This is a genomic window from Achromobacter sp. AONIH1, assembly GCF_002902905.1.
Classification (GTDB): domain Bacteria; phylum Pseudomonadota; class Gammaproteobacteria; order Burkholderiales; family Burkholderiaceae_B; genus Achromobacter.
On record NZ_CP026124.1, the window covers coordinates 3,748,095 to 3,760,235 of the forward strand.

Consider the following 12,141-nt stretch of genomic DNA (forward strand, 5'->3'; position numbering starts at 1 on the left):
TTGCGGGGCGGGCGCGGCTCAGCGCGGGATCGGGCCGGGCGCCTTGATCTGCTTCATCAGATCATCGTTCCACTTGCCCTCGACCTTGATGTGCCCGGCCGCGCCCAGCTCGAAGGCCTCGATCAGGTTGTGGTTCAGGTAGGCGTACACGCCCGGCTGCTTGAAGGTATAGAGCGCCGCGCCCGCCGAGCCGCCGCGGATGAACCAGGTTTCCAGGTTCTTTTGCGGCGGGTTGCCGAACTTGCCGGTTTCCCAGACCCAGTCGCCGTGGCCGCCGATCAGATGCGGGCGCGTGTCGCGGTTGGCCTGCGAATGGATCAGCAGCACGGTTTCGCCGACCTTGGCCGTGAGCGCGTTGGCGCCGGTCAGCGCGCCGACCTTGCCGTTGAAGACGATGTGGGACGGCGTCAGCTTGCGCATGACTTCCACCGTGTCGCCATAGCTTTCGGCCAGGGTCTTGTAGTCCTTGTATTTGCCCTTTTCGTCCTTGGGGATGTAGAGGTCGAACTCGCCGATGGTGTAGACGCGGTCGTAGCGCAGCGGCTTGCCGTCGGGATCCTTCAGGCCGTCGCGCGGCAGCACCATCAGCGTGCCGCTCATGCCGGACACGACGTGCCAGGGCACCATGCCCTCGGGCGCGCAGTGGTAGACGAAGGTGCCGCTGCGATCGGCCTTGAAGCGCAGCGTGGCCTGCTCGCCGGGGTTGACGTTGGTCAGCTTGGCGCCGCCCAGCGCGCCGGTGGCGGCGTGGAAGTCGACGTTGTGCGGCATGGCGTTGGTGGCGGGGTTGACCAGGGTCAGTTCCACATAGTCGCCCTCGTGCACCACCAGCGTGGGGCCGGGCATGGAGCCGTCAAAGGTCATGGCCTGCAGCGTGGTGCCCTTGTCGTCGATCACCATCTTCTTTTCCTCGATGGTCATGGTGAACTCGACCACCTTGGGGCCGCCTTTGGCCACCTGCTCATGCGGGTGGACTTGCGGCGGGGCGACCAGGGCGACCTTGGCGCGGGGCAGCTGGTCGGCGTTCTGGGCATGCGCCAGGCTGGCGGGCAGCGTGACGATCAGGGCCGCGGCAAGCAAAGTGGGGCGGAAGACTTTCATGTGCAACTCCTGTTTTCGGTTTCCTCAACAGCCGTTCGAGCCGGCGCTTTCATTGAAGGCCACGCGGGCCGCCCCTTCTTTGCTGTAGCGCAAACTGCGGGGCAGGACGCGCCCGGGCGCGCATTGCCAGCGCAGGGGGGCGATGCCACCATGGAATCGTGCCCACCTCGACCCGGACGGACCGCGATGCCCACGCCCTTGTGCCATGCCCTCCTGCGCAACCTGGACCTGTTCCGGCCCTTGTCCGATGCGGAATTGCAGGCCGCCTTGCTCGGCGCCCAGCCTTGCCGGCTGGACGCGGGGGCGGCGGCGTTCCATCAGGGCGAGCCGGCCGCGCACTTCTTCGTGCTGCTGCACGGCTGCCTGAAGGTGACGCAGGTCACGCCGGACGGCGAACAGGTGCTGGTGCGCTACGTCAATCCGGGCGATCTGTTCGGGCTGGCGCGGGCCATGCGCCAGGCCTGTTATCCGGCGTCGGTGGTGGCGGTGCAGGAAAGCGTCTGCCTGGCCTGGCCGGCGGCGGCCTGGGATGAATTCGCCGCCAGCCATCCCCGGCTCAACGCCGCCGCGCTGCAGACCATGGGCCGGCGGCTGCAGGACGCGCATCTGCGCATCCAGGAACTGTCGACCGACGAAGTCGAGCAGCGCGTGGCGCGCGCCATGCTGCGCCTGTTCGAGCAGTCGGGCCAGCCGGTGGCCGACGGCATCGGCATCGGCTTTCCGATCACGCGGCAGGACATCGCCGAGCTGACCGGCACCACGCTGCACACGGTCAGCCGGCTGCTCAACGACTGGAAGCAGCGCGGCATCGTCGACTGCGGCCGCAAGCGCGTGGTGCTGCGCTCGCCGGCGGCGCTGGCGCGGCTGTCGTCGGCGGCGCCGGCCGGGCTGCGCGACTGCGCGGGCTGCCTGTCCTGTATCGATGGACCGCCGGCGGACGGTGCGCAGAGGGTCGGGGCGCACGCGCTGCCGGGCTGATTCGCCGTTGCTTCCGCGTCGCGGGACCGGGCGGCGGCGGGGAGTGAGGGCGCGCGGGCCAGGAACCCGCGCCGGCCGGCCGGTTACTCATGGCGTGGATGAAAACCACCCCGTGGAGACGGCATGATTTCCCTATATGACTCAGCGCTGCAAAAGCAGAAGTGGAAGGCCGAGCGCGTCCTGAGCCCGCGAGCCGCGCCGCTCGGCAAGTTCGGCAATGTGCAGTACGCCCCACCCGATGCGACCGCTGCGGGCCCCAGGTTGAGCGGCATGCGCAAGTTCCTGTGTTCCGTCAGGGCGGCGTTGACGGCGTTGACGTGCCGGCTGTCGATGAGCCCCGCGCGTCGGGTGGCGTTGCGCGACCAGGGGCAGCGCTGCGCTGTCGACCGCCACATGGCGAACCTGCTGGGATGCCTGACCGGCTGCGCGCTGAAGGACAAGCGGGGCGAGGACTATCGCCGGCAGCTGCGCAACGCCTGGGCCAGGCTGGAACGCACGGGCGCAACGCCGGCGATGAAGGAAGCAGCCATGGTCCGGTTGATTTCGGAGTTCCAGTCCTGGGACCGCAGCGCCGTGGCCGCGGGAATCGCGCGCGTGCTCAGGGAGCCGCTGCCTCGGCAGCAACAGAGTTGGCTGGGCTTGTTGAACGATCAGGTGTCGCGGCCGATTCCGGCTGGCGCGGCCGCTGGCGGCAGGCCGGTCAGCGGCGCGCGATCCGCGTCGCCGCAGGATGGCGGGTCCGTCATGCCGCCGTCCGGCGGCCCGCTGGACGCCGCTTCCCGTCCGGGCCTGCCCGCGCCGGTGATGGAGCATGTCACCGGCGACATCACCAGGATGAACGTCGATGCGATCGTCAATGCCGCCAAGCCTTCGTTGCTGGGCGGGGGCGGCGTGGACGGCGCGATACACCAGGCGGCGGGGCCGGGTTTGCTGGCCGAGTGCGCCAAGCTGGGCGGCTGCGAGGTCGGCTGTGCCAAGATCACCGCCGGCCACCGGCTGCCGGCTCGTCACGTGATCCATACGGTGGGGCCGGTGTGGCAGGGCGGCGGGAACAACGAGGCGGCGAAGCTGGCTTCCTGCTACCGCGAGTCCATACGCCTGGCCGTGAAAAAGGGCCTGGGCTCGATCGCGTTTCCCGCCATCAGCACGGGCGTATATGGCTACCCCAGGAAAGAGGCCGCGGCCATCGCGGTGGCCGCGGTCCGGCAGGCCATGCAGGAAAGCGAGGGATCGTCGCTGCGCCGCGTGGTGTTCTGTTGCTACGACGACGAGGATGCGAGGTTGTACCGGCAGTTGCTGTCCGGCATGCGCCAGCCCTAGTCCGCCAGCACCAGCCGCAGGCCCAGGTTGGCGGGCGGCAGGCCCACCGAACAGGCTCCGCTCTTGGGGTCGCGGATGAAGTCCGGCAGATAGGCGATATGCCGGCCGGCGGCCACGCGGATGCCGCAGTTGCCCGCCTCCTGTCCGGCCTCGCCGGGCGCCGCGTCCAGCACGCGGCGCGTGTGGCAGTCGCTGGTCCAGTCCCACACGCTGCCGGCCATGTCCTGCAATCCGGCCGGATTGGCGCCGTGGCCGCCGAAGGGGCGCAGCTCGACGGACTCACCCGCCTGCGCGCGCCGCGCCTGCTGGTCGTATTCGGCCAGCCAGCGCTGCGCCGGATCGCCGTCGTCGGCTGACGGGGCGAGCGCATCATCGATGAACGCCGGGCCGGCCGCGTAGACCCATTCCGCATAGGTCGGCAACCGCAGCTGGCGGCCGGTGGCGGCCGAGAGCCAGGCGGCATAGGCGGAGGCGTCGCTCCAGCTGATCCCGGCGGCCGGCATGTCCGGCGCCGTGGCGCCGCGCTGCGCGGGGTCGGGCGTCCTGCAGCCGCCGGCGCGCACGCAGGCCGCGTACTCGGCCTGGCTGACCTGGCGCGTCATGATGGCAAGGCCGTTCGGAAAGCGCGCCGTCAGCGGCGCGGGCGTCACCGGATAGCCCTTGCGCAGCGCCTCGCCGGGCGGCGTGTACGAGACCTCGCCCGGCGGCAGCCGGCTCATCGGGGGCAGGGGGGCGCGGGACCGGTCGCCGCCGCAGGCGGACAGCGACAACAGCAAGGCCAGGACCAGCGGGCGGGCATGCATGCGTAAGCTCCTCGACGCCCGGAGCCGGCAGGCTCCGGCGCATGCGGATATTGGACCCGGGGCCGGGACCGGCCTCTTTGCGCTGGCGCAAGTTGGCGCGCGCAGGGCAGCGCCCGCGCCGGAAACGCAAAGGCCCCGCCGGGCACCATGTCCTCGGCGGGGCCGGCGGCTTGCGTGTCGCCGACGGTTCCGGCGTCAGCCGCGAGCCGGACGGGTTTGCAGGCCGGGCTTGGGCGCGGCCGGCTTGCCGCTGGCCAAGCCCAGGATCACCTGCGCCACCAGCGCCAGCGCGCCCAGCAGGAACACCACGTCGCCGAAGGTGCGGCCCCAGCGCAGGGCTTTCAGGATGTCCTGCTGCATGAAGGCTTCGCTGCGCGCGTACCACATGCCTTCGCTGACGCTGGCGTGGAACTGGATCAGTCCGGCCGGCAGCAGGCTGGTGAAGATCATCAGCGCCAGGCCGATGTTCAGGCCCCAGAAGCCCAGCTTCATCAGGCCGGGATTCAGCGCGTATTGCGGTCGGATGTAGCGCAGCACCAGCAGCGTGAAGCCCAGCGCCAGGAAACCGTACACGCCGAACAGGGCCGCGTGCGCGTGGACCGGCGTGGTGTTCAGGCCCTGGATGTAGTACAGCGAGATCGGCGGGTTGATCATGAAGCCGAACACGCCCGCGCCCAGCATGTTCCAGAAGGCCACCGCCACGAAGCACATCAGCGGCCACTTCAGGTCGGCCATCCAGGGCGCGCGGGTCTTCAGGCGCCAGTTCTCCCAGGCCTCGTGGCCCAGCACGATCAGCGGCACCACTTCCAGCGCCGAGAAGCTGGCGCCGATGGCCATGACCGGCGTGGTGGTGCCGGCGAAGTACAGGTGGTGGAAGGTGCCGGGGATGCCGCCCAGCATGAACAGCGAGGCCGAGGCCAGGCTGGCCGTGGTGGCCATGCGCCGCGACACCAGTCCCAGCGTCGAGAAGATGAAGGCCAGCGCGGTGGTGGCGAAGACCTCGAAGAAGCCCTCCACCCACAGGTGCACGATCCACCAGCGCCAGTACTCCATCACGGTCAGGTGGGTGCGTTCGCCGTAGAAGAAGCCGGCGCCGTAGAACAGGCCGATGGCGCCGACCGAGGCGGTCAGGAGCGCCAGCAGGTTCTTGTCGCCGCCGGGCTGGCGCAGCGCGGGCACGATGCCGCGCAGCATCAGCACCAGCCAGAAGCAGATGCCGGTGAACTTGCCGATCTGCCACAGCCGGCCCAGGTCCACGTATTCATAGCCCTGGTGGCCCAGCCAGAAATTCAGCTCGGGCGGCATGATCTGCGCGATCGCCAGATAGTTGCCGGTGAACGAGCCGACCACCACGACCACCAGCGCCCAGAACAGGATGTCCACCCCGATCTTCTGGAACTTGGGATCGCGCCCGCCGTTGATCAGCGGCGCCAGGAACAGGCCGGCGGCCAGGAAGCCCGTGGCGATCCAGAACAGCGCGCTCTGGATGTGCCAGGTGCGCACCAGCGAATACGGGAACCACTGCGACAGGTCCAGGCCGTAGAACTTCTGGCCCTCCACCGTGTAGTGCGCGGTGAAGGCGCCCAGCAGCACCTGCAGGCCGAACAGCGCCACCACCAGGAACAGGTACTTGCCCAGTGCGCGCTGCGACGGGGTCAGCGCGAAGGTGCTCAGCGGATCCTGCCTGGGCGCCTCGGGCTCGTCTTCCTCCTTGCCGCGCAGGAAGGCCCAGGCCCAGATGAGCAGGCCGATGCCGGCCAGTAGCACCACCACGCTGATGATGGACCACATCACGTTCTCGCTGCTGGGCACGTTGCCGATCAGCGGCTCGTGCGGCCAGTTGTTGGTGTAGGTGACCTTGGCGCCCTCGCGCTCGGTGGCGGCGGCCCAGGCGGTCCAGAAGAAGAAGCGCGTGAGCTGCTCGCGCCGGCCGGCGTCGGGCAGGGTGTTCTCCTTCATCGCGAAATGCTCGCGGCTGGTGTGCAGCGCCGGCGCATCGGAAAACAGCTGGTCATAGTAAGCGGCGGTCTGGGCGATGGCCCGCGCGCGGCGCGCGCTGACCGTCAGCACCTCGTCCGCGTTGACGCGGTTGCCACGGTACTCGGCCTTGAGGGTTTCGCGCAGCGCCGCCTGGGCCGGCGCGGGCAGTTCGGCGTAGGGCTGGCCGTGCGCCTCGCGCGCCGCCAGGTCCAGCCAGGCGCCCAGCTCGCGGTGCAGCCAGTCGGCCGTCCAGTCCGGCGCCTGGTAGGCGCCGTGGCCCCAGACCGAGCCCAGCTGCATGCCGCCCACCGACTGCCAGGCGGTCTGCCCGTCCAGGATGTCGTCGCGGCCGAACAGGCGTTGCCCGTCGGCCGCGACCACGGCCTGCGGGATGGGCGGCGCCTGTCGGTAGACTTCGCCGCCGTAGAAGCCGAGCAGCGAGAAAGTGACCGCCAGCACGGCGATCAGCGTGAACCATAGTTTTCGGTATGGGCCCATTTCGGGTACACCCTCCAGATGTTGCAGTTGATGGGTGCAGGGACAGACGCGAATTCCGTGCCAGAAAAAAGACGCGGAAAATCAGGGGCTTGTGGAGGAAAGGGTGATTCGTACCCTGGTCGACATAGGTTCGGATTACCCTGGAACGGTGTTTTTCACCACCAGGAGGATGTTCGCGCCGTTTCGGAGGTGCAGGATGGCGACTGGTGCAAAATACGGCTTTTCCCTGACAGTGACAGCGGCCCTCGCGGGGGCCGCGCAGAGGACACCATGGCATTCGATTTCGACCTGTTTGTGATTGGCGCCGGTTCCGGCGGCGTGCGCGCGGCCCGTTTCGCGGCCGGCTTCGGCGCGCGCGTGGCGGTGGCGGAAAGCCGCTACCTGGGCGGCACCTGCGTCAACGTGGGCTGCGTGCCCAAGAAGCTGCTGGTCTACGGCGCCCACTACAGCGAAGACTTCGAGCAGGCCAGCGGCTTTGGCTGGACCACGGGCGAGCCGTCCTTCGACTGGCCCGCGCTGATCGCCAACAAGAACCGCGAGATCGAGCGCCTGAACGGCATCTATCGCAACCTGCTGGTCAACAGCGGCGTGACGTTGCTGGAGGGCCATGCGCGCATCACGGATCCGCACACCGTCGAGATCAACGGCCAGACGCACACGGCCGAGCACATCCTGGTGGCGACCGGCGGCTGGCCGCAGGTGCCGGACATCCCCGGCAAGGAACACGCCATTACGTCCAACGAGGCTTTTTTCCTGGAAGCGCTGCCGCGCCGCGTGCTGGTGGTGGGCGGCGGCTACATCGCCGTGGAATTCGCCTCCATCTTCAACGGCATGGGCGCGCGGACCACGCAGATCTATCGCGGCCCCATGTTCCTGCGCGGCTTCGACCAGGGCGTGCGCGAGCACCTGCGCGACGAGCTGACCAAGAAGGGCATCGACCTGCGCTTCAACGCCAATGTCGCCCGCATCGACAAGCGCGCCGACGGCACGCTGGCCGCCACGCTGGAAGACGGCTCGGTGGTCGAGACCGACTGCGTGTTCTTCGCCACCGGCCGGCGCGCCATGCTGGACAAGCTGGGCCTGGAGAACACGGCGGTCAAGATCGGCAAGAACGGCTTCATCGAAGTGGACGACGAATTCCGCACGGCCGAGCCGTCCATCCTGGCCATCGGCGACGTGATCGGCCGCGTGCCGCTCACGCCGGTGGCGCTGGCCGAGGGCATGGCCGTGGCGCGCCGCCTGTTCCGTCCCGCCGAGTACCGCAAGGTCGACTATGCGCTGATCCCGACGGCGGTGTTCAGCCTGCCCAACATCGGCACGGTCGGCCTGACCACCGAGCAGGCGCGCGAGGCCGGCCACGAGGTCAAGCTGTATGAAAGCCGCTTCCGGCCGATGAAGCTGACGTTGACCGAGTCGCAGGAAAAGACGCTGATGAAGCTGGTGGTGGACGCGAAGACGGATCGCGTGCTGGGCGTGCACATGGTCGGGCCCGATGCCGGCGAGATCGTGCAGGGCATGGCCGTGGCGCTCAAGGCCGGGGCGACCAAGCAGGTGTTCGACGACACCATCGGCATCCATCCGACCGCTGCCGAGGAATTCGTGACGATGCGCACGGCGGTGGCGTAGCGGAATCGGGCCAGCCAACGGCGGGTGACAAGGCCGACGGGCTGGCCGCCAGGCGAGCCCGGGCACGCCAGAAAAAACGCCTGTTCCGATACAGATTTCCGATATCGTCGGCGCTTCCTGATCTCACGCGCCCGCCGCCATCCGCCATGCCCGATTCCTCCAACCTCCTGACCTTCGCCCTGGTGGCGCTGGGCATGGTGCTCACGCCCGGCCCCAACATGATCTATCTGGTGTCGCGCTCGATCTCCCAGGGCCCCAAGGCCGGGTTGATCTCCCTGGCGGGCGTGGCCGTGGGCTTCATCTTTTACGTGGGCTGCGCGGCCTTCGGCATCACGGCGTTGCTGATGGCGGTGCCTTATGCCTACGACGCGCTGCGCTACGCCGGCGCGCTGTATCTGCTCTACATGGCCTGGCAGGCCGTCAGGCCTGGCGGCCGTTCGCCGTTCCAGGTGCGCGAGCTGCCGCGCAGCTCGCCGCGCACGTTGTTCACCATGGGGCTGGTGACCAATCTGCTCAACCCCAAGATCGCCGTCATGTACGTGTCGCTGCTGCCGCAGTTCATCCAGCCCGATCACGGCAGCGTGCTGACGCAGTCGCTGGCGTTGGGCATGACCCAGGTCGCGGTCAGCCTGTCGGTGAACGCGCTGATCGCGCTGATGGCGGGCTCCATCGCCGGCTTTCTCGCCGGCCGGCCGCTGTGGATGGTGGCGCAGCGCTGGCTGATGGGCACCGTGCTGGCCGGCCTGGCCGTGCGGATGGCGCTGGAGTCGCGGCGCTGATCCATGTCGCGGCGCGCGCCCGGCGCGCTCGCGGTGCGTGTGTCAGTGGTGATGAAATCTCACCAATGATTCGCAAAAAATGTCGACCCGGACGTGGGCGGCCGTTGCTACGATCGTCCCATTGCAGGCGCGTCCCGCGCCTGCGACCACGTCAGATCGAGGCGGCATTCCCCATGAGGCATCCCTCAGGCCCTAATTCAACATCACCCGGTCCGCGCCAGGTTGAGCTGGTGCTGCTGCGTCACGGTGAAACCGAATGGAGCCGCCTTGGCCGCTATGCCGGTCTGACCGACCTGGCCCTGACCGCCGACGGCCAGGCATCCGCCCGCGCGTTGGGACCCCGGCTGGCACAGGGCAACTACGACCGCATCGTGTCCAGCCCCTTGCAGCGCGCCCGCAGCACGGCCGAGCTGCTGGCCCTGGGCGAGGTGACGCTGGACCTGCGGCTGGTCGAGCGCGACTACGGCGACTACGAAGGCAAGACCACCGCCGAGATCCGCGCCGACGCGCCGCACTGGCATGTCTGGACCGATCCCGTGCCCAATGGCGAGACGCTGGCCGCCATGACCCACCGGGTCGACAGCTTCATCCGCGACGTGCGCCAGTCGGCGGACCGCCGGGTGCTGGCCGTGGCGCACGCCCATCTGATCCGGTTGGTGGCCGCGCGCTGGCTGGGACTGGAGCCGGCGCAGGCGGCCCTGTTCCGGCTGGGCACGCTGGGCATCGCGCATCTGGGTTGGGAACGCGAGCGTCCCGTCATGCTGAGCTGGAACACATGAGCGCCGTCGGCTACGCGCTGCTGTGGGACTTCGACGGCACGCTGGTCGATTCCGGCGAGTTGTGGCGGCGCAGCGAGTACACCTTCCTCAATGCCCGCAAGCTGCCCTGGAACGATGCGGCCAGCAGGCGGCTGTTGGGCGGCAACCTGGAGCTGGCGGCCCATGTGATGGCCGAGGTGACTGGCGTCCGGTTCTCGGTCGATGAGTTGCGGCGCGGCCTGGGCGACGCCGTGCGCGATGCGCTGTCGCGGCATGTGCCGTGGATGCCCGGCGTGCGCGGCCTGTTGCGCGAGCAGCATCAGCGCGGCTTGCGGTCGGCCCTGGTGACATCGTCCTACGCGGCCATCGTGCGCACGGCGCTGGAGCAGCTGGCGTATGCGCCGTTCCAGTCCTGGGTCACGCGCGAAGACGTGGAGCGGCCCAAGCCAGATCCGCAGCCCTACCGGCTGGCGCTGGAGCGGCTGGATATCGCCGCCGACGCGGCGCTGGCCATCGAGGATTCGCCCGCCGGCGTGGCTTCTGCGCTGGCGGCGGGCTGCCATGTTCTGGCGGTCGGGCCGGATCTGCGCGAACTGGCTCAGGGTCATGAGCGCGGCGGCGCGCTGGCGCATGTCGACAGCCTGGCCGGTCTGACGCTGGACGCCGTGCTGGCGCGCTTTCCGCGCATAACGGCGCGCGCCCGCTCTTTCGCCATCTTGGCGCCTCGCTACGCCCTGGCGTCCTTGCCGCCCGGCCGCTGGCGCGGCGCGTCCTGCTTCAGCCGTGTTTCCCGCGCCAGCCTGGCCAGGCGCTTGACCAGCGCCGGAAAGCGCTCGGCGCCGGTGTTGCCGTAACCGATCACCAGTCCGTTGTCCTCGGGCAGCGGCGAGACGGCGAAGGACGACAGCGCGTTGGGGCTCATGCCCGCGGCGCGCGCCTGTTCCGCGATCCGCGTATCCGGAAAGCAGGGCGGCAGGCGCACCGTCAGGTGCAGGCCGCTGTGGCCGCCCAGCACGTCATGTTCCACGTCCATGTGCGCCGCGAGCGCGTCGCGCAGCGCCGCCTGCCGTTCGCGGTACAGGCGCCGCATGCGTCCCAGGTGGCGCGAGAACTGGCCGTTCTCGATGAAGGCCGCCATGGTCAGCTGCTCCAGCCGGTGGCCGCCGCGCAGCATTTCGATGATGGACGGCGTGGCGCTGGCCGCCAGCGCCGGCGGCAGCACCAGGAAGCCCAGCCGCAGGGCCGGGAACATGGTCTTGCTGAAGGTGCCCACGTACAGCACCGGGGCGTCCGGCAGCAGCCCCTGCATGGCGGCGATGGGCTCGCCCAGGTGGCGGAATTCGCTGTCGTAGTCGTCCTCGATGATCCAGGCGCCGACGCGGCGCGCCCGTTCCAGCAGGTCCAGCCGGCGCGCCACCGACAGCACCGCGCCGGTCGGATACTGGTGCGTGGGCGTGGCCTGGATCAGGCGCGGCGGCTTGCGCCAGGCATCCTCGGGGATGGCCAGGCCGTCGGCGTCCACGCGCATCGGCACCACGTCCAGGTCGCCGGCATGGAAGGCGGACTTGGCGCCTCGGTAGCCGGGTTCCTCCAGCCAGGCGGTGTCGCCGGGATTGGTCAGCAGCTGCACGCACAGCGCCAGCGCGCCCTGGGCGCCCTCGGTGATGACCACATGCGAGGCATCGCAGCGCACCCCGCGCGAGACGCGCAGGTATTGGGCGATGGCGGCGCGCAGCGCCGGCTCGCCCATCGGATGGCCGTAGCCCAGCGTGGCGGACGGCGTGGCCTGCAGCGCACGGTCCTGCGCGCGGCGCCAGGCGTTGACGGGGAACTGGTTCAGCGCCGGCGTGCCCGGCGTCAGCGGCAGGGCGCCGTTGTTGGGCACGCGGGTGGAGGCGATGCGGCCCAGCCGCGCGGCGGTGAAGGGCGCCGGTTGCGGCGGTTCGGCCTGGCGGGCGGCGCTGGTCGCGGCGGCCGACAGGGGCGCCACGCGCGTGCCCTGGCGGTCGGCCACCACATAGCCTTCGGCCGTGAGCTGCTCGTAGGCGATCAGCACCGTGTTGCGCGAGATATCCAGCTCGTCGGCCAGCGTGCGCGAGGACGGCAGCTTGCCGCCGGCCGGCAGCTGGCCCGCCAGGATGGCCTGCTTGAGCCGCTGGATCAGCTGGCGCTGGCGCGGCGCGGCGCCATGGCCGCGCGCCAGCGGGCTGGAAAGCAGGGCGTGGGGTAGATTCATGGCTCTATCGAATTCAATGATCGTGGCGCTTTTTATGATGCCACGATTCCTTTATCTTGCGC

9 protein-coding genes and 1 pseudogene are annotated in these 12,141 nt (G+C 69.6%); 6 read left to right on the forward strand and 4 right to left on the reverse strand.

The genetic code is table 11. The annotated features are described in order from the left end of the window. Nucleotides 1-18: 18 nt before the first annotated feature. Nucleotides 19-1,101, reverse strand: coding sequence for a copper-containing nitrite reductase (nirK, locus tag C2U31_RS17265; RefSeq protein WP_103273882.1), 1,083 nt, complete (start codon nt 1,099-1,101; stop codon nt 19-21). A gap of 186 nt (nt 1,102-1,287) precedes the next feature. On the opposite strand from nirK, the gene C2U31_RS17270 reads away from it, so the two are divergent. Beyond that, the gene (locus C2U31_RS17270) at nt 1,288-2,079 is read left to right on the forward strand and encodes a Crp/Fnr family transcriptional regulator (protein WP_103273883.1); all 792 of its coding nucleotides are present in this window, start codon (nt 1,288-1,290) and stop codon (nt 2,077-2,079) included. 804 nt (nt 2,080-2,883) lie between these two features. Further along, nucleotides 2,884-3,399, forward strand: a complete 516-nt coding sequence (locus tag C2U31_RS17275; protein ID WP_103276424.1) for an O-acetyl-ADP-ribose deacetylase — start codon at nt 2,884-2,886, stop codon at nt 3,397-3,399. On the opposite strand, the gene C2U31_RS17280 is transcribed toward C2U31_RS17275, so the two are convergent. Both C2U31_RS17280 and C2U31_RS17285 read right to left on the reverse strand, forming a co-directional pair. Then, the gene (locus C2U31_RS17280; RefSeq protein ID WP_103273884.1) at nt 3,396-4,202 is read right to left on the reverse strand and encodes an SUMF1/EgtB/PvdO family nonheme iron enzyme; all 807 of its coding nucleotides are present in this window, start codon (nt 4,200-4,202) and stop codon (nt 3,396-3,398) included. The two genes, C2U31_RS17275 and C2U31_RS17280, sit on opposite strands and share 4 nt — an antisense overlap. Nucleotides 4,203-4,397: 195 nt before the next feature. Then, nucleotides 4,398-6,680, reverse strand: a complete 2,283-nt coding sequence (locus tag C2U31_RS17285; protein ID WP_103273885.1) for a nitric-oxide reductase large subunit — start codon at nt 6,678-6,680, stop codon at nt 4,398-4,400. Between the two features lie 270 nt (nt 6,681-6,950). Here C2U31_RS17285 and gorA point away from each other — a divergent pair, with 270 nt between their 5' ends. The 4 genes and pseudogenes from gorA to C2U31_RS31000 form a co-directional block, all read left to right on the forward strand. Further along, the gene (gorA, locus tag C2U31_RS17290; RefSeq protein WP_103273886.1) at nt 6,951-8,306 is read left to right on the forward strand and encodes a glutathione-disulfide reductase; all 1,356 of its coding nucleotides are present in this window, start codon (nt 6,951-6,953) and stop codon (nt 8,304-8,306) included. 146 nt (nt 8,307-8,452) lie between these two features. Next, complete coding sequence (locus C2U31_RS17295; protein ID WP_103273887.1) at nt 8,453-9,085, forward strand: LysE family translocator; 633 nt, start codon at nt 8,453-8,455, stop codon at nt 9,083-9,085. Nucleotides 9,086-9,258: 173 nt separating this feature from the next. Continuing rightward, on the forward strand, nt 9,259-9,864 hold the full coding sequence (locus tag C2U31_RS17300; protein ID WP_103273888.1) for a histidine phosphatase family protein: 606 nt from the start codon (nt 9,259-9,261) through the stop codon (nt 9,862-9,864). Further along, nucleotides 9,861-10,361 (forward strand): annotated as a pseudogene (locus C2U31_RS31000) (HAD family hydrolase); the annotation flags it as partial. The gene C2U31_RS17300 and the pseudogene C2U31_RS31000, both read left to right, overlap by 4 nt. Nucleotides 10,362-10,570: 209 nt before the next feature. Here the strand turns inward: C2U31_RS31000 and C2U31_RS17310 are convergent. Next, complete coding sequence (locus C2U31_RS17310; RefSeq protein ID WP_103273890.1) at nt 10,571-12,079, reverse strand: PLP-dependent aminotransferase family protein; 1,509 nt, start codon at nt 12,077-12,079, stop codon at nt 10,571-10,573. Nucleotides 12,080-12,141 lie beyond the last annotated feature (62 nt).

What these genes read in the sequence shown, in the direction of transcription:
- C2U31_RS17300 (WP_103273888.1), top strand. Translation starts at nt 9,259, where the DNA reads ATGAGGCATCCCTCAGGCCCTAATTCAACATCACCCGGTCCGCGCCAG.
- gorA (WP_103273886.1), top strand. Translation starts at nt 6,951, where the DNA reads ATGGCATTCGATTTCGACCTGTTTGTGATTGGCGCCGGTTCCGGCGGC.
- C2U31_RS17295 (WP_103273887.1), top strand. Translation starts at nt 8,453, where the DNA reads ATGCCCGATTCCTCCAACCTCCTGACCTTCGCCCTGGTGGCGCTGGGC.
- C2U31_RS17270 (WP_103273883.1), top strand. Translation starts at nt 1,288, where the DNA reads ATGCCCACGCCCTTGTGCCATGCCCTCCTGCGCAACCTGGACCTGTTC.
- C2U31_RS17275 (WP_103276424.1), top strand. Translation starts at nt 2,884, where the DNA reads ATGGAGCATGTCACCGGCGACATCACCAGGATGAACGTCGATGCGATC.
- nirK (WP_103273882.1), bottom strand. Translation starts at nt 1,101, where the DNA reads ATGAAAGTCTTCCGCCCCACTTTGCTTGCCGCGGCCCTGATCGTCACG.
- C2U31_RS17310 (WP_103273890.1), bottom strand. Translation starts at nt 12,079, where the DNA reads ATGAATCTACCCCACGCCCTGCTTTCCAGCCCGCTGGCGCGCGGCCAT.
- C2U31_RS17285 (WP_103273885.1), bottom strand. Translation starts at nt 6,680, where the DNA reads ATGGGCCCATACCGAAAACTATGGTTCACGCTGATCGCCGTGCTGGCG.
- C2U31_RS17280 (WP_103273884.1), bottom strand. Translation starts at nt 4,202, where the DNA reads ATGCATGCCCGCCCGCTGGTCCTGGCCTTGCTGTTGTCGCTGTCCGCC.